The following is a 15,506-nucleotide window of genomic DNA, read 5'->3' as shown; positions in this document are numbered from 1 at the left end:
TCATGATAAATAATATAAATATCTCAGGATTAAGCGAATATGTTAACGAAGTAAAAGAACGTAAAGAGCAATCTAAAATACAATACGGTGTAAATGTAGATTGGATTAGTGGTATGAAAACAAAAGCAACCGTTAATAATATAAATCTAGGAGGGCAAAAATTAGTAAGAAATTTTAGTTTCGATATAGATGAGCCTAACCAATTACTTGGTTTAAATAGTAATCCTACACCACAAGAATATTTAATGGCAGGTGTTGCTGGCTGCATGGCTGTTACTTTTGTTGCAGGAGCAAGTTTATTAGGTATTACCTTAAATAGTTTGTCTTTAGAGTTTTCTGGTGAAATTAATTTAAGTGGATTTTTAGGTATTGCAACAGATGAGTCTGTAGGGTTTAAGGAGTTTACTTGTAACTTTATAGTTTCGGGTAATGGAACTGAAAAGCAATATAATTTATTAAAAGAACGTGTTATGAAACATTCCCCAAATTATGCCTCTATGGTTAATGGTGTTAATATTATTACTAAAGTTATTGAAAAATAATTATATTGTAGATTTTAATAATACAATCTAAAATCAAGTAATTTACATGCTTTATAATGTTTTTGATGTAATTCTTCTACGACATCTAACATATTATCGTCTTCTTTAAATAAATTAAAGAAGACTTTATCTAGGTTTGCGCTAGTTATTCCATTAAACTCATTACCATAACCAGAAATACCTTTTGCGCCAGTGATATCTAAAAAATATTGAGCTTCTTCTTCATCTAGGTCTAAAACTTTAGCATTTGAAAAATGTAGAATTTTTCCTTTTAATCTTCCTTCAAAAATTTCTGCAATTTCTTGTAGGCTATAGTAATAGTTATTTAAACAAATACTATTTGCTTCACCAGCCATAATCATATAAATTATCTCATAATCTTTAAAATTATGATCATCTAAAACCAATGCATTTAAGCTAGCTTCTAAGCTTTCAATGGTATCGCATGTTTTATAAATACTAGCTATTCCATATTGCAAAGTAAGCTGCTCTATGTTTTTTTGAGCTTCGGTAATTTCGTTGGTTTCTATATTATCAACTGCTTCTAAACAGTAAATAAAATAATCTACATCTATAAATTGTTCTTGAGGTAATTGTTGGTTTTTCTTTAACAAATTTCAGATTTTATAAAAGATAAATAAAGAACAAAATTAGTATAACTTTTTTATTTTTTATGCGATTTTATAAAAAACACAAGGCAAATATAATATCTAATAGAAATGCTAAATAGTAGCTTTATTTAAGAATAAGTTTTACTGCCTCTTCAATTTGAACTTGAGCCATATCTACTAGATTTTTGTGGTCTTTAGGTTTTAAGATAGATAATTCGGTGCAAGCCAATATTACAGGTATATGAGATAAATATTTGTTTATTATTTGATGATATTTCTCAATAATTTCAATCGTTTCTGTTTTGTTATAAATTTGTTTTCTAACTGTATCGATAAACAGCATATCTTCTTGAGTTGGAAGTAATACTTTTATTCCGTTTTCTGAAAATTTATTTTTTATATACGAAGCATTCATACTAAAATACGACCCGAACACCACAACTTTATTCCAATTATTTTTTTTAATTTTTTCTATACTTAAATGAAGAGGATGCAATACATCTTTAGTAATTTTTAATCTATCTATAGTTTCGTGAAGTGTAATATTGGGTATTAATAAATGTGTTGTATTAAGCGTTTCTAACTCTTTTATGTAATCATTTACAACGGTATCTAACTTTTTAGAAATTTTAGGCAACAAAGAGTTAATGTCATTAAAATTTGTGTTTAATAATAGAAACGGATAGGTGTTAAAACCGCCTTTTTCTATATTGTACAAACGATTTAATTCGCTTACATAAAATAAAGTAGTACGACTTCCAAGTCCTACTATAGCTAGCTTTGCATGTGTCATTTTAATGTCTTGTTAAGATATAATCCGCGAAATAATTTTTACTATCTAGTATCTTAGTGTCTAGTGTAAAATCGGTATTAACAATAAGTTTTTCAATTAAAGTATCGTTATATTTTCTTGAAATTTCTGTATGAATTTTTTCACCAGCTTCAAAATTGTAAGAAGTTTTAAGAGCATTTATAGTAACTGTTTGTTTTATTGTACTAACAATATAACTTTTGGCAATACCTTCATCTTCGTTATATTCCGGTTGATGTTCAAACTGTTCAATATTAAAATCTGCATTTAATTCTTCATTAATTCGATGTAATAAATTAAGATTGAATTTAGCCGTAATTCCTTTAGTATCATTGTAAGCTGGTAAAACAATTTCTTTCGATTTTATTAAATCGACACCTAATAATAATTTATCTCCAGGATTTAAATTGACACCTAAATTATAAATAAATTGCGCAGCCATTTTATCACCCATATTACCAATGTTAGATCCTAAAAACAAAATAACTTTCGGATTATTACTGTGTTTTAAAGATTCTAAAACTTCAAAATAATCACCTTGTTGGGTCTTTACAGAAACATTGGGTAATGTTCTTGAAAGATCTATTTTTAGAAGGTTTAATGCATTTATAGAAATATCAATTGGAAGATAATCAAACTTAAAAAACTGTTTATCTAATGCGCTTAAAAGCTTCTTAGTTTTTAAACCATCACCTGCGCCAAGCTCAATCAACTCGAAATGCGTATTTGTATTTAACTGCAAATCGTTTATGATATCTTGTGTTTTATTTTTAAATATATCTAATTCGCTTCGAGTTAAATAATATTCAGGAAGATTCATTATCTCTACAAAAAGAGCATCGCCAATTTTATTATAAAAATATTTAGATGGCAATGTTTTAGGTATAGTATCTAATCCTTTTTTTACATCTGTTTTAAATGTTTCAATCATCTATTTTACTAATCTAATTCCGGTGAATTGCCACCTTTCTGTTGGGTTAAAAAAATTACGATATGTTGCTCTGCTGTGGTTTTTAGAGGTTGCAACAGATGCTCCACGAAGCACCATTTTGTTACTCATAAACTTTCCGTTATACTCACCTACTGCCCCATTCTGTTTCTGAAAATTTGGATAAGGTAAATACGCACTATTTGTCCATTCCCAACGTTTTCCCCAATTTAATTGTTTAGCAGCAATTTCCCATTCAAATTCAGTTGGTAAACGCATGCCTTTCCATTCGGCAAAAGCATTGGCCTCGTAAAAATTAATATGACTTAAAATAGCATTTTTATCTATTTCTTGCAATCCTGCTAATGTATAATTGTGCCACTCGCCTTTTATTTTGTGCCAATACATTGGCGCATTTATCTGGTTTTTATTTACCCAAGACCAACCTTCATCTAACCATAGATTAAAATCAGAATAGGCGCCCGATTCTATAAACTCTAAATAGTCGCCATTGGTAACTAAATGATTATTTATTTCGAAATCATTTACATATACTTGATGAACTCCTAACTCATTATCATAACAAAAATCGGTTCCTTGGTAACCGATTAGGTATAAACCTGCTTTAATTTTGATGTTTTCTGTAGTAGAATTGTTATCATATACTAGATTAGAATCTTCATGATAAACAGGTAAAATAGCATTATGCCCAAGCATGTACTTGACATCTGTAATTAATAATTCTTGATGTTGTTGCTCGTGATTTAAACCTAATGTTATTAAATCTAGTGTTTTTTCATCAGAAGTAAATTTTAAGAAATCTAACATTTTAGAGTCTACATACGCTCTATATTCAAACACTTTATCAGTACTTGGTCGAGACATGTTACCTCTATTCATTTGTAAAACTCTATTGCCTACATTGTTGTAGTAACTGTTAAATAGAAAATTAAAATCAGCATCAAATTCCACATAATTCTGCATGTGATTTTTAAGAATAAAAGTTTCAAAAAACCAGGTAGTATGCGCTAAATGCCATTTTGCTGGGCTAGCAAATGACACCACTTGAATGGAATAATCTTCTATTTTTAAAGGTTTACAAATAATTTCTGTTTGTAAACGTATCTCTTTAAATATTTTTATAATTTCTTTATTCAATAGTCATTTTTTTTAAGTGTTGTACTGATTTATAGCTTCTTTAAAAAAAAGAACAACATCGTTTTTTTTTAAATTGGTTGGTGGTAGAATGGCTCCTTTAAAATCTTGATTCTTCCACGTTCCTTTTTTTAACGATTTAAAACTAGATGTTTCGATAGCTACATTTTCTCTATAGCCACTAATATACAAATAGTGTTCTTTGCAAACATTATCTGGAATAGCAAGACCAAGTCCAAAAGAGATATCATTATCTAATAAAACGTTATAAATAGCTGTGTCAAAATGATGCGGCCATATTCTTATATCTGCTTTTTTATTATAAATTTTATTAATTTCCTCAAGACTTAATTGTATTAAAGTTCTTAATTTAATTAATTCTTCTAAGTCTTTAGTACTTTTCATTGTATACAAAAATGAATCATCAATTGTATAGGGTAAATCGTAATGAAAATTATAGTTGTACTTCTTATCTAATTTTTTTGTGGAAGTTTCTTTTAACCAATTTAAAACTTCTTTATGCGTTTTTTCGTCTAATTTAAAAGATATATTCTCTTTTTTAGATTTCCATACTAATGAAAATGTTTTATAATTTAAACATAATTGATCTCCATTTTCTGATAAAACATGTGTTTCTAATGAACTATCTAAAATATTAAAACCTAAATTAGTGTGGCTATCGTCTGCTTTTTTTTCTAAGAAACTAATTGCTGCTGCGGCTAAATATTGTGCAGCTAAATGCATTTGTTTTTTCATTTTACAATTTTTAGAATTATTTAAGTCGAACCTTTTTTTTAATAATTACAAAATTAAAACAGCTAGAAATCAAGTGATTTTATATAACTAGCTACTTAAAGCTTTACTTTTTTTTCTAAATTTAATAAAATTATTCTGTAGCTATAAAAAATGCAACTTATTTTTCATTAGATCTTAATACATGGTGTTATTATTCTTAGAAGTATCTGGTATTTGCTGAATACTATCCCAATGTTCTACAATTTTTCCATTAGCATCAAACCTAAAAAAATCCATGGTAATATATTGATTGTTATTTGGCCAAATTTGATGTGTATGCAAAGCTACTAAATCGTCTTCTGCAACACTTCTTACAAAATTTATAGATTTTACAGGGTATTCTTTTTGCATGCGGTTAAAATATTCTATAAATGCTTTTGAACCATCAGCAACCATAGGATTGTGTTGCTTGTAATGCTCGCCAACATATAATTCTACCGCTTTTGTTGGGTTACCTTCATAAGCCATTTTATAAAAAGCAATCGCATTTTTTTTATTTTCTGTTATATCCAAAGGTTTAGTTTTTTTAAGTTTTAATTCAGCTATTTCTTTTTCTAAATTTTCTGCTTTTAGCTTAAATTTTTCCATAGTGTTTTTTAGCTGACCAACTTTTTTTAAAACAGCTTCATCTTGCAGTGCTTGGTAAGTTGTTTCACCTTTTATTTCTTTTATTTTAGATTTGCTACCACATGTTGGGCAACTTGCTACTTGGCTCATATAAATATATATTTATCACCATACAAAGTTGTAGATATCAGATGTTTTTATACAGATGAATATGAGTGTAAAAGTGGTAAATATGAAACCTAAACTATTAAATATATTGTTTTTTGAATTGATTTGGGGTAAATCCTGTATACTTTTTAAAGTATTTAACAAAATTAGTAGGCTCATCAAAACCTAAAGAGTAAGCTAATTCGGTGCTTTTAATTTCAGAGTTAATTAATAATCGTTTAGCTTCAAAAACAACAAACTCATCAATAAACTGTTTAGCTGTTATAGTAATAATGTCTTTACAAATAGTATTTAAATGTTTATACGTTATGTTTAGCTTATTGGCATAAAAATCAGCATTTCTACTTGTGTTAAAATGAGTTTCTAAAAGCGATTTAAAATTAAAAAAATGGTTTAACTTGCCTGAGTTTTTTAAATGCTTTGTTTGATACTTTTTTAAGTCTTCTAATTTCGAAAATATAATTGTGTGTAAAGAAGTATAGATGTTTTCTTGATTGTAATTTTCGCTTTCATTAAAATATTCTTCTGCAAATAAATTAATATATTTTTCTACATTTGAATATGAAGGGACTTGTATAATTGGAGAAAATAATTGCGAATTAAATAACCTGATTATTTCATTTGTAGGAAGTACGTTGATTTGCTTTTTTAAATAATCATCTGTGAATAAAAGAATGTACCCTTTTAGATTTTCATTAAACTGAAATGCATTAATTTGACCTTTAGATAAATGTATTATTGTATTTTTAGTTACTTCATGCCAAACAAAATCTACCAACTGTTTGCTCTCTCCTGCTGTATAAAACACAATCATATTAAAAGCAACTTGATGCGCTTTTTCAGGACTATGCACTATCGTGTCTTTACGATTATAAAGGCTTTGTATAGTTAATATTTCTATACCACTATTGTTTGTTTTTTTAGAATCGAATACTATATTAGGAATATTTTTTGACATATATTTCTAGTTTATTTCCTTTAAGTATTAGCATTTATATAGCCTGCCTTTTGTTGTTCTAAATTTGTTTTTTTATTTAAACTGTCTTGAGTATTTACGATCACAATGATTATAAAACTAAAGAATTCTTGATTTAAAGTTTTTAAATATTAAGTAACAAAGCAAACTATTTTTTTTGATTTATTTAGAAATTAAATCAAAAGATAATTTTATACCTTGTATAATCATTCCGGTTCCAATAATAGCTATTATTAATCCCATTATTTTACCTATTACAGAAATAATATTATTACCAACGACTTTAACTATTAAATCACTTAATTTAAAAGTAAAATAAGTTAACAAACTCATAAACCCAAAAATAGCAATTACTAGAAATAATTGTAAAGATTCTGCTTTAGATACAAAATTCATTGCCGTTACAATAGTTCCTGGCCCTGCTAAAATTGGTATTGCAAGTGGTGAAATAGCTATATTTTCATCAATATCAATATTATCAATAGTTTTTACATTAGATTGCTTTGATTGTAGCATATCAAAACCAATAAAAAAGATTAATATACCTCCTGTTATTTTAAATGCAGGAATACTAATATTAAATAATTCAAAAATATATTTACCTAAAAGTATAAATACAGTTACAATAATAAACGCCGTTATATTGGCTCTTTTATTAATATCTAATTTTGTTTTCTTGTCCGCTCCTTGCGTTAAAGACAAAAAAACGGTCATATTAGATATTGGATTTGTCATAGCAAAAAAGGCCGTAAATACGGTAATTGAAAACGTAATGATATTGTCCATGAATTGTCAATTTTAATGTTGCAAGAACTTGATTTACTTCTATTCTACCAAAGTATTTTTACTTTTTTTTTGAATAGTTATAAGTTTTAAATATATTCTAAATAAGAAATGTTGGGACTATGTATAAAAATATTTTAAAGCACTAATTTATAGTTAAAATATAGCATTCACTATAAAAAATATAGTTGCCAACTAAATTAATGTAAAATAACTTTGCAAATAATAATTACTATATAAAAATGGACAGAAAAGAATTGTTTGAAAAAAGACCAAAGATTAAAATTAATGGTAAAATATTTTTTTGCCCAACAAGTGCTGCAATGGAATTGATTGGTGGAAAATGGAAAAGTGTGATATTAACTCATTTAATTGATAAGAAAAAACGTTATAACGAATTACGAAAAGAAATTCCCGGTATTACCGAACGTACATTAAGTTTACAGCTAAAACAGTTAGAGGCTAGTGATATTGTAAGTAGAAAGGTTTTTACTAAAAAACCACCTTTAAAAGTAGAATACACACTTACTGAATTTGGACGAACACTCATACCTATTTTAAGTCTAATTACAGAATGGGGTTTATATGCTGCAGAAACAAAAGGCGAGTTTATTTTTGAAAAATAATTAAGTGTTATGATTTCTAATTGCACTTTAAATAACCTAAATAAAAATGTCTTAATTATATTAGAATTTTTCTACTATTCTTAAAGCAGCAATAACAGCGCCTTCCATATAACCGCCAAATTCTGTAGCTGTTTCGGTTGCTGAAAATAGTAATTTTCCATTCATATAACTATTTTGTAATAAAGAATGTCCGTTATTTTGATGTGGTTTTTGTATAATCGGGTTTCCGTTTAGCACAAATTCATCTGTCCAAATTTTATCAAAATAAGATATAGGGTTTGATGCTTCCTCTCCAAAAAGTGCTGCTAATTGCTTTAATATAAATTCTTTTCTAACTTCTTTAGCATAAGATATGGCTCCACCATTTAAGAATCCTGTAAACCCAAATTTGTTTTCATCAAAATTCGTGTGATCGTACATTTCAGATACAATTCCTGAGTGACTATACAACATTCCAGAATATCCATTATTTCTCCAAAAAGGAGTTTCATATTCTAAAACAAACTTTACAGCGCCTGCCATCCAAGTTTGAACCGTTGGTGAAATTTCTGAAACGGCATTTGGTAATTGAGGAAAAAACTGAATTTTAGAAGCTATTAATTGTGGAGGTAAACATAGAATAACTTTATCTGCATGAAGTTTTTCTCCGCTAGAAACACCAACGATTATTTTATTATCCGATTCAGTAATACTTAAAACGACTGTATTTAAACTTATATTTTCTGTAGGCAATTTGTCAGCTAATGTATCAATAATGCTTTGTGTTCCGTCTTTTAATCGGTAAGAAGGGCTTTCTGATTTGGGAACATAAAATTGTTGTGGCGGTTCAAATGATTTGGTTTGAAATAGCGAAATACCTTTCGAAAATTGTTTGTATTTTTCTAAACCTAATTCATCTATAAGCGACAATAAATTTTGGTGCATATCCGAAAACCAAGTTGCTCCCAACTCTAAAGGGGTTTCTAATGCTCCTTTTACGGTTTGAATTCTTCCACCCAATCGATTAGAGGCTTCTAAAACTTTAGATTTTTTTCCTTGTTTTGATAATAAGTAAGCCAATGTTAATCCGCTTAATCCACCACCTATAATTATAATTCGTTCTTTCATTTATACGATTTATGCAAAAAAGCCATTGTAAAAGTACAATAGCTTTTTTTAATTAGCGTAAAATTATTAAGACCTGCAAGAAAACACCAACCAATTTACACAGGTAAGTAAACACGTAATTGCATATCTACATACAAAATTATCATCTTTGTAAATTCATTTTAAGTAATACTCTATTAATTGATATTTTAGTTGTTTCGTTTTTAAACACTTTTTAAAATCATCATCTTTCTTACCTTTATTTTAAAACTTGCTACTTCTTGTTGATTATATTTCTGTGAAAATTTCACTTTCTGGTAATCTAGATTTTGGTGTTTTATCTGTAGAGTTAAAATCAGATTCAGTTCTATAACCTAAAGAAACAGCTACTAGTGAAGTAAATCCTTTTTTTCTTAATCCAAATTCTTCATCTAAAGCTTTTACATCAATTCCTTCCATTGGTGTAGCATCAATTTTTAAACTAGCAACACCTAATAAAAAGCTTCCAATGTTTAAATATACTTGTTTTTCCATCCAATGTTGATAGTCTTTTAAATCGTATTTATGAATATCAGCAAAAGCGTTCATTCCTCCATACATTCCGTTTTTTATATCTTCATTAGGGAATCTCCCATCTTTATCTTGTACCTCTAAAAGGTGTTTAAAATAAGTATCATCTGCTCCTTCACTTGTTCTAGAACAAAACAATACTACAGCCGAAGCGTTTACCACTTTTGGTTCATTAAAATGAAAAAAGCCTTGTGTTCCTTTTGCTATTCGTTCTTTACCTTCTTTGGTTTCTGCAATAATAAAATGCCAAGGTTGTAAATTTACACTTGAAGGACTCATCCTTAATAAATTTTTTACTTGTACCATATCTACATCAGATATTTTCTTGGTTACGTCAAAATCTTTAGTGGTATATCTCCAATCTAATGTTTCTTTTAAATTCATCTTATATATTCTTAAGTTAAACTATCATTTTTATAGTCACAAAAATATGTATAGTAATTGTAGTTTACAATAACGGTCATGAAGTATAGTATCAAAAAACCAATATAAGTTACTGTTTATTAATTAAATGACCTATTCGTATGTTTTACAAGTTTAAAGTATTTTTTTTATAATTGATGTAATAAATTGTAGGTATGAAAATAATTTTTGGGTAAAATTGAGAATGATATAGATAAAAAATGTTTGAAAGAAAACTTAACAAAAATTAATAGAAAAGAGCACTATAATAATACTTATTATTGATAACTGAATTTGGCCCTATTTTTTATCATTCAATTATATTTAACTCAAAATACATTCACATTTATTTAATTGTATCTTTGCAGTTATTAAAAACACTAACCAAATTAGTTATCCTTTTTATTTCCTATGCCTTTTAAAAAATTACATTCTGATATAAAAGAGAAATTAGAGTCTCTTGAAATAACAACGCCTACTCCTTTTCAAAAAGCGAGTATTCCTGTAATAAAAAGTGGTGCAAATACTTACTGTACTGCTCCAGAAGGTAGCGGAAAAACAACAACACTAATATTAACAACATTACATAAGTTAAAATTTGAAGTTGTTGGTACCGCACCAAGAGCAATCGTTTTAGTAGAAAATAACGAAAAGGCAACTGAATTATATAATGCCTTTCTAAAATACACTAAATATCATGAGTTTAGAATGTATTTAGGTGATGAGAAGTTACATATTGATGTATTAAAATCAGAAATATTTGAAGGAATTGATGTGCTAATTGCTACTCCTAAAATTGTAAATAAATTGCTTTTATTAGAAGGTTTAAATACTTCGCAGTTAAAAATATTTAATATACATGATGCTGACTTTTTAGTTAATAATACTTCTTATACAACTCTTATGTCAATTACTCAGAGTTTAAATAAATGTCAGTATGTAATATATTCAGAAAAAATGCCTCCTATCCTAAAGCGTTTAGAGTCTTATTTTATGCAATATGCAAAAACTGTTACTGTTTAAAATATAACAAAATAGTTGCCAACCTAAATATAAATTATATAAAAAAGGTGCAAAACAGCTGTTTGCACCTTTTTTTTTATATAATAGTTTTATTTAAGTGATTTCATATCAATTACAAACCTATATTTAACATCGTTTTTAGTAACACGATCATAAGCTGTATTAATTTCTTGCATGTTTATAAGCTCAATATCACTAGTAATATTATGTTTACCACAAAAATCTAACATTTGTTGTGTTTCTTTAATACCACCAATTAATGAACCCGCAATACGCTTACGTCCCATAATAATACTTCCTCCATTAAAGGGTTTTAAAGGCTCTACTGCACCAACTAACACCATTGTTGCATCAATTTTAAGTAAACCTAAATAAGGGTCCATTTCATGACCAACAGGAATGGTGTTTAAGATAAAATCAAAACTTCCCTGATGTTTTTTCATGTCATCTGCATCTTTAGATACTAAGACTTCATGAGCACCTAACCTTTTTGCATCTTTACCTTTTTCTGGTGATGTGGTAATCATAACAACGTGAGCTCCTAATGCATTAGCAAACTTAACTCCCATATGTCCTAAACCACCTAAACCAATTACACCTACTTTATCGCCTTCTTTCACTTTCCAATGCGCTAATGGCGACCACGTAGTAACTCCTGCACACAATAAAGGCGCTGTTGCTGCTTCATCTAAGTTTTCTGGTATACGAAGTACAAATTTTTCATTTACAACTACAGATGTTGAATAACCTCCATATGTTTGAGCACCTTCTATATGTTTATCAGGACTGTTATATGTCCAAGTACTTCCTTTTTCACAAAACTGTTCTAAATCTTGTTCACAAGATGCACATGTTTGACAAGAATCTACCAAACAACCTACACCTACCAAATCACCTACTTTATAATTGCTTACATCATCACCAATTTCTGTTACACGACCAATAATCTCATGGCCAGGTACTACAGGATAGTTAGATCCTTTCCAATCATTTCTTGCAGTATGTATATCACTATGGCAAACACCACAATAGGTAATGTCTATTTTTACATCTCCTATTCCTACTGCTCGCCTATTTATATCTAAAGGTTTTAAATCTTCTGTTGGTGCTGTTGCACCATATGCTTTTACTATTGTTGTTGCCATTATTGTGCGTTTTTTAAAGTGATTTTTAACTCAATGTTTGTATTAAGTAGTTTAGATATAGGACACACTTCTTTTGCTTTATGCGCTATTTGCTGAAACTGTTCTGCATCTATATTTGGTACATCTCCTTCTAAATTTAAAGTAATTATTGTTATTGCTCCATCTTCAAAACTCACTGTAGCATCAACATTTAAATTTGTTGCTGTAAAATCAGCTTCGTTTAATAAAAAACTCAATTGCATAGCAAAACAACCAGCGTGGGCTGCTCCTATCAATTCTTCAGGGTTTGTTCCTTTTTCTCCATTTTCAAAACGAGTTTGAAATGAATATTGTGTTTTATCTAAAACATTACTTCCTGTTGTAATACTTCCTTTTCCCTCTTTTCCACTTCCTTTCCATTCTGCATTTGCTTTTCTTGTAAATTTCATAATATATGTGTTTTTGGTTAAATTATTTATTTTGAAGCTTTAGGATAATCTGTATACCCTTTTGCTCCGGTAGTATAAAATGTATCTTCATTCCATTTTGCTAATTCCAAATTATTTTCAAAACGTTCTACTAAATCAGGATTAGAGATATATGGTTTTCCGTAAGCTACTAAATCAGCAAGACCTTCTTCAATGATTTTGTTTCCTTTTTCTTGATCAAAAGCTGAATTAATCATTAAAGTACCGTTATACAAAGGTCTAAAGTGTTTTGCTATTTCAGTAACAGCATACTTAACTTCAGATACATCTGTAAAAGGCTCTGAAAGATGAATGTATGCTAAGTTGTAATCATTTAATTTCTTAATAATATATTCAAAAGTAGGAATGGTATCTTCATCCATAGTCATTCCGAATAAACCATCTAAAGAAGGATTAAAGCGTGCTCCTATTTTTTCTTGAGGAATCACCTCTTTTACAGCTTCTAATACTTCAAAAAAGAAACGAGCTTTGTTCTCTATAGTTCCACCATAATTATCGCTTCTTTTGTTAGAAGTACCGTTAAAAAATTGATGAAATAAATAACCGTTAGATGAGTGTATTTCTACACCATCAAAACCAGCTTTAACAGCATTTGCTGCTGCATTTTTAAAATCTTGAATTGTTTCTTTAATATCCTCAACAGTCATTTCCTTAGGGGTAACAGTATCTTTAAAGCCTTCTTCTGGAGTATATGATTTTGAGTTAGGGTTTATAGCTGATGCTGATAAAGGCAGTTTATCATTATGAAAATCAGGATGCGACATTCTACCAACATGCCATAATTGAATAAATATTTTTCCTCCTTTATCATGTACACGTTTAGTTACTTTCTTCCAACCTTCAACTTGTTCATCAGAATGAATTCCTGCTGTATGAATATATCCCACTGCTTTGGTAGATACTTGAGAACCTTCTGTAATAATTAATCCAGCAGAAGCACGTTGCTCATAATATAAACCATGCAAATCATCGGTTGGTATATTACCACTATTATCTGCTCTACTACGCGTCATGGGTGCCATGACAACTCGGTTTGCTAAATTAATATTTTTATTATATGCCGTTAATAAGTGTTGTTTGTTCATGTATTTTGTTTGTTTTAATAATAAAAACAAAGCTACGGCACATAATTATCAATCTCATTGATATAGATCAATTGAGATATAATTAACTTTTTATTTGTTGCCTTACACGACTTAAATTTTCTGGAGAAACACCTAAATAATTAGCAATATCATAATTAGGCACCCTATCTTCTATTTTTGGGTATGAAGTACAGAATTCAAGATATCTTTCTTGTGTGTTCTTTTCTAAAGTTGATAATATTCGTTTGCGTTGAGATATAAAAGCTTGAGTTGTTAAGATTCTGAAATAACGCTCAAAAATAGGAGCTTTGTCATAAATATTTTGAAGACTATCATAATTAATAGCCAACAATTCAGAATCTTCAATAGCTTCTATATATAATTTTGAAGGTATTTTATTATAAAAAGCATCAAAATCGCCAACCCACCAGTTTTCTATAGCAAACTGAATTATATGGCTACTCCCTTTATCATCTAAATAATAAGCCTTTAAACAACCTTTAATAACAAAGTACTCGTGTTTAACAGTTGTACCTGGTTTTAATAAGAATTGACCTTTAGATATTGATACTTTATTTAAAACTTCATTAAATCTCTCTAAATCTAATTTTGTAGGAGTTATATGATCTTGAATGTGTTTTAGAATAGATTGATACATATTGCAAAGATGCATATTTTAATAATTAAACTTGTTTTTAAGTTTAGTAATATTTAGGAATGATTAGGTCTTCTTTATAGTAGTATAAAGAAATATTATATGCAAAAAATGAATATTCATTCTTTTTTGATACCTTTGTACCATCAAAATAAAACAATGAAACATATTTGGAGCTTTTTACGCGTATTATTAGCAATATTTATAGTGTATGCTGGAATACAACACTTTATTAAACCTGACTTTTTTAATGCATTTGTACCTGATTTTTTAATATATAAATCACTAATTATATACGTATCTGGTATTATAGAAATCATTCTTGGTGTACTGTTACTAATTCCTAAATATACACGTGTTGCAGCAAGTGGAATATTAATTTTAATGTTGCTTTTTTTACCAATCCATATTTGGGATGTTATTACAGATACTCCTGCAATTGGTAGTCATGAAGCAGCTTTAATAAGATTACCAATGCAATTTGTTTTGATAGCACTAGCTTATAAATTTAGAAAAACAAACAACAATGGCAAAACTCCAAAAAAGTATAGATAAAAGAAACGCACTTGTTAAAGCCACAATTGAATTGGTTAATAACAATGGGTTTCATGCCACACCAATGAGTAAAATAGCCAAAATGGCTAAAGTTTCTCCGGCAACCATCTATTTATATTTCGAAAACAAACAAGATTTAGTAAATCAAACATATATAGAGGTTAAAGCTAAATATACAGATTATGCTTTTGAAACTTATGATGAAAATACATCTGTAGAACTTGGATTTGAAGTTATTTGGAAACGTATTGCTGATTTTAAATTAAAAGATCCTGAAAACTCAATGTTTTTAGCACAATGTGATAATACACCAATGATTGATGAACCAAGTAGACAAGAAGGTATAAAACACCTACAACCCCTACTCGACTTATGGAATCGCGGAAAAAATGAAGGAATTATAAAGCCAATGTCGGATTATATATTATATGCATATGCCATAAATCCTTTATCCTTTTTAGTGATTTCTCAGAAACGAGGGGTATTTACACTAGATAAAACACATATTGAAGAAGCTTATCAATCGGCTTGGAATAGTATAAAAGTATGTAAATAA

The 15,506-nt window shown here is 28.5% G+C and carries 19 protein-coding genes; 5 read left to right on the top strand and 14 right to left on the bottom strand.

Going from position 1 to position 15,506, the window contains the following annotated elements; translation table 11 throughout:
• Window positions 1-2 precede the first annotated feature (2 nt).
• A complete protein-coding gene (locus AC28QF_RS01250; protein WP_488200176.1) occupies window positions 3-542 on the top strand; it encodes an OsmC family protein in 540 nt (179 codons plus the stop codon).
• Between the two features lie 14 nt (window positions 543-556).
• Here the strand turns inward: AC28QF_RS01250 and AC28QF_RS01245 are convergent, their stop codons facing one another.
• The 8 genes from AC28QF_RS01245 to AC28QF_RS01210 all read right to left on the bottom strand — a co-directional run bounded on the left by AC28QF_RS01245 (window position 557) and on the right by AC28QF_RS01210 (window position 7,339).
• A complete protein-coding gene (locus AC28QF_RS01245) occupies window positions 557-1,156 on the bottom strand; it encodes a DUF6642 family protein (RefSeq protein WP_488200177.1) in 600 nt (199 codons plus the stop codon).
• A gap of 121 nt (window positions 1,157-1,277) precedes the next feature.
• The gene (locus tag AC28QF_RS01240; RefSeq protein WP_488200178.1) at window positions 1,278-1,946 is read right to left on the bottom strand and encodes an aspartate/glutamate racemase family protein; all 669 of its coding nucleotides are present in this window, start codon (window positions 1,944-1,946) and stop codon (window positions 1,278-1,280) included.
• A gap of 1 nt (window position 1,947) precedes the next feature.
• Window positions 1,948-2,895 carry an L-histidine N(alpha)-methyltransferase gene (locus tag AC28QF_RS01235; RefSeq protein ID WP_488200179.1) on the bottom strand — a complete coding sequence of 316 codons (948 nt, stop codon included), beginning with the start codon at window positions 2,893-2,895 and terminating at the stop codon, window positions 1,948-1,950.
• On the bottom strand, window positions 2,896-4,050 hold the full coding sequence (egtB, locus tag AC28QF_RS01230; RefSeq protein ID WP_488200180.1) for an ergothioneine biosynthesis protein EgtB: 1,155 nt from the start codon (window positions 4,048-4,050) through the stop codon (window positions 2,896-2,898).
• A gap of 12 nt (window positions 4,051-4,062) precedes the next feature.
• Complete coding sequence (locus AC28QF_RS01225; RefSeq protein WP_488200181.1) at window positions 4,063-4,803, bottom strand: hypothetical protein; 741 nt, start codon at window positions 4,801-4,803, stop codon at window positions 4,063-4,065.
• Between the two features lie 174 nt (window positions 4,804-4,977).
• Complete coding sequence (locus AC28QF_RS01220; protein ID WP_488200403.1) at window positions 4,978-5,355, bottom strand: nuclear transport factor 2 family protein; 378 nt, start codon at window positions 5,353-5,355, stop codon at window positions 4,978-4,980.
• 301 nt (window positions 5,356-5,656) lie between these two features.
• Entirely contained in the window at window positions 5,657-6,535 is an 879-nt protein-coding gene (locus AC28QF_RS01215) for a helix-turn-helix domain-containing protein (RefSeq protein WP_488200182.1), read from the bottom strand.
• A gap of 180 nt (window positions 6,536-6,715) precedes the next feature.
• Window positions 6,716-7,339 carry a MarC family protein gene (locus AC28QF_RS01210; RefSeq protein WP_488200183.1) on the bottom strand — a complete coding sequence of 208 codons (624 nt, stop codon included), beginning with the start codon at window positions 7,337-7,339 and terminating at the stop codon, window positions 6,716-6,718.
• Window positions 7,340-7,578: 239 nt separating this feature from the next.
• On the opposite strand from AC28QF_RS01210, the gene AC28QF_RS01205 reads away from it, so the two are divergent.
• Window positions 7,579-7,962, top strand: a complete 384-nt coding sequence (locus tag AC28QF_RS01205) for a winged helix-turn-helix transcriptional regulator (protein ID WP_488200184.1) — start codon at window positions 7,579-7,581, stop codon at window positions 7,960-7,962.
• Window positions 7,963-8,022: 60 nt separating this feature from the next.
• On the opposite strand, the gene AC28QF_RS01200 is transcribed toward AC28QF_RS01205, so the two are convergent.
• Both AC28QF_RS01200 and nfsB read right to left on the bottom strand, forming a co-directional pair.
• Window positions 8,023-9,069 carry a flavin monoamine oxidase family protein gene (locus tag AC28QF_RS01200; protein ID WP_488200185.1) on the bottom strand — a complete coding sequence of 349 codons (1,047 nt, stop codon included), beginning with the start codon at window positions 9,067-9,069 and terminating at the stop codon, window positions 8,023-8,025.
• Between the two features lie 267 nt (window positions 9,070-9,336).
• The gene (gene nfsB / locus AC28QF_RS01195) at window positions 9,337-10,002 is read right to left on the bottom strand and encodes an oxygen-insensitive NAD(P)H nitroreductase (RefSeq protein ID WP_488200186.1); all 666 of its coding nucleotides are present in this window, start codon (window positions 10,000-10,002) and stop codon (window positions 9,337-9,339) included.
• Between the two features lie 429 nt (window positions 10,003-10,431).
• Here nfsB and AC28QF_RS01190 point away from each other — a divergent pair, with 429 nt between their 5' ends.
• On the top strand, window positions 10,432-11,043 hold the full coding sequence (locus tag AC28QF_RS01190; RefSeq protein WP_488200187.1) for a DEAD/DEAH box helicase: 612 nt from the start codon (window positions 10,432-10,434) through the stop codon (window positions 11,041-11,043).
• Between the two features lie 89 nt (window positions 11,044-11,132).
• Here the strand turns inward: AC28QF_RS01190 and AC28QF_RS01185 are convergent, their stop codons facing one another.
• The 4 genes from AC28QF_RS01185 to AC28QF_RS01170 form a co-directional block, all read right to left on the bottom strand.
• Window positions 11,133-12,188 (bottom strand): NAD(P)-dependent alcohol dehydrogenase, encoded by a 1,056-nt coding sequence (locus AC28QF_RS01185; protein ID WP_488200188.1) that lies wholly within the window; start codon window positions 12,186-12,188, stop codon window positions 11,133-11,135.
• Window positions 12,188-12,616: an OsmC family protein gene (locus AC28QF_RS01180; protein WP_488200189.1), complete on the bottom strand. Its 429-nt coding sequence runs from the start codon at window positions 12,614-12,616 to the stop codon at window positions 12,188-12,190. Before AC28QF_RS01180 ends, AC28QF_RS01185 begins: the two co-directional genes overlap by 1 nt.
• 26 nt (window positions 12,617-12,642) lie before the next feature.
• Window positions 12,643-13,740, bottom strand: coding sequence for an alkene reductase (locus tag AC28QF_RS01175; protein ID WP_488200190.1), 1,098 nt, complete (start codon window positions 13,738-13,740; stop codon window positions 12,643-12,645).
• An 82-nt stretch (window positions 13,741-13,822) separates the two neighbouring features.
• Window positions 13,823-14,398, bottom strand: a complete 576-nt coding sequence (locus AC28QF_RS01170) for a Crp/Fnr family transcriptional regulator (protein ID WP_488200191.1) — start codon at window positions 14,396-14,398, stop codon at window positions 13,823-13,825.
• Window positions 14,399-14,554: 156 nt separating this feature from the next.
• On the opposite strand from AC28QF_RS01170, the gene AC28QF_RS01165 reads away from it, so the two are divergent.
• Window positions 14,555-14,950 (top strand): DoxX family protein, encoded by a 396-nt coding sequence (locus tag AC28QF_RS01165; RefSeq protein ID WP_488200192.1) that lies wholly within the window; start codon window positions 14,555-14,557, stop codon window positions 14,948-14,950.
• Window positions 14,922-15,506, top strand: a complete 585-nt coding sequence (locus tag AC28QF_RS01160) for a TetR/AcrR family transcriptional regulator (RefSeq protein ID WP_488200193.1) — start codon at window positions 14,922-14,924, stop codon at window positions 15,504-15,506. Before AC28QF_RS01165 ends, AC28QF_RS01160 begins: the two co-directional genes overlap by 29 nt.

The sequence above is a fragment of the Tenacibaculum sp. M1.3A genome (assembly GCF_057732375.1).
This window is presented reverse-complemented; position numbering and strand designations above follow the sequence as displayed.

Coding starts and splice junctions, on each gene's coding strand:
- AC28QF_RS01250 (WP_488200176.1), top strand. CDS start 3: ATGATAAATAATATAAATATCTCAGGATTAAGCGAATATGTTAACGAA.
- AC28QF_RS01240 (WP_488200178.1), bottom strand. CDS start 1,946: ATGACACATGCAAAGCTAGCTATAGTAGGACTTGGAAGTCGTACTACT.
- AC28QF_RS01235 (WP_488200179.1), bottom strand. CDS start 2,895: ATGATTGAAACATTTAAAACAGATGTAAAAAAAGGATTAGATACTATA.
- AC28QF_RS01225 (WP_488200181.1), bottom strand. CDS start 4,803: ATGAAAAAACAAATGCATTTAGCTGCACAATATTTAGCCGCAGCAGCA.
- AC28QF_RS01215 (WP_488200182.1), bottom strand. CDS start 6,535: ATGTCAAAAAATATTCCTAATATAGTATTCGATTCTAAAAAAACAAAC.
- AC28QF_RS01210 (WP_488200183.1), bottom strand. CDS start 7,339: ATGGACAATATCATTACGTTTTCAATTACCGTATTTACGGCCTTTTTT.
- AC28QF_RS01205 (WP_488200184.1), top strand. CDS start 7,579: ATGGACAGAAAAGAATTGTTTGAAAAAAGACCAAAGATTAAAATTAAT.
- AC28QF_RS01200 (WP_488200185.1), bottom strand. CDS start 9,069: ATGAAAGAACGAATTATAATTATAGGTGGTGGATTAAGCGGATTAACA.
- nfsB (WP_488200186.1), bottom strand. CDS start 10,002: ATGAATTTAAAAGAAACATTAGATTGGAGATATACCACTAAAGATTTT.
- AC28QF_RS01190 (WP_488200187.1), top strand. CDS start 10,432: ATGCCTTTTAAAAAATTACATTCTGATATAAAAGAGAAATTAGAGTCT.
- AC28QF_RS01185 (WP_488200188.1), bottom strand. CDS start 12,188: ATGGCAACAACAATAGTAAAAGCATATGGTGCAACAGCACCAACAGAA.
- AC28QF_RS01180 (WP_488200189.1), bottom strand. CDS start 12,616: ATGAAATTTACAAGAAAAGCAAATGCAGAATGGAAAGGAAGTGGAAAA.
- AC28QF_RS01175 (WP_488200190.1), bottom strand. CDS start 13,740: ATGAACAAACAACACTTATTAACGGCATATAATAAAAATATTAATTTA.
- AC28QF_RS01170 (WP_488200191.1), bottom strand. CDS start 14,398: ATGTATCAATCTATTCTAAAACACATTCAAGATCATATAACTCCTACA.
- AC28QF_RS01165 (WP_488200192.1), top strand. CDS start 14,555: ATGAAACATATTTGGAGCTTTTTACGCGTATTATTAGCAATATTTATA.
- AC28QF_RS01160 (WP_488200193.1), top strand. CDS start 14,922: ATGGCAAAACTCCAAAAAAGTATAGATAAAAGAAACGCACTTGTTAAA.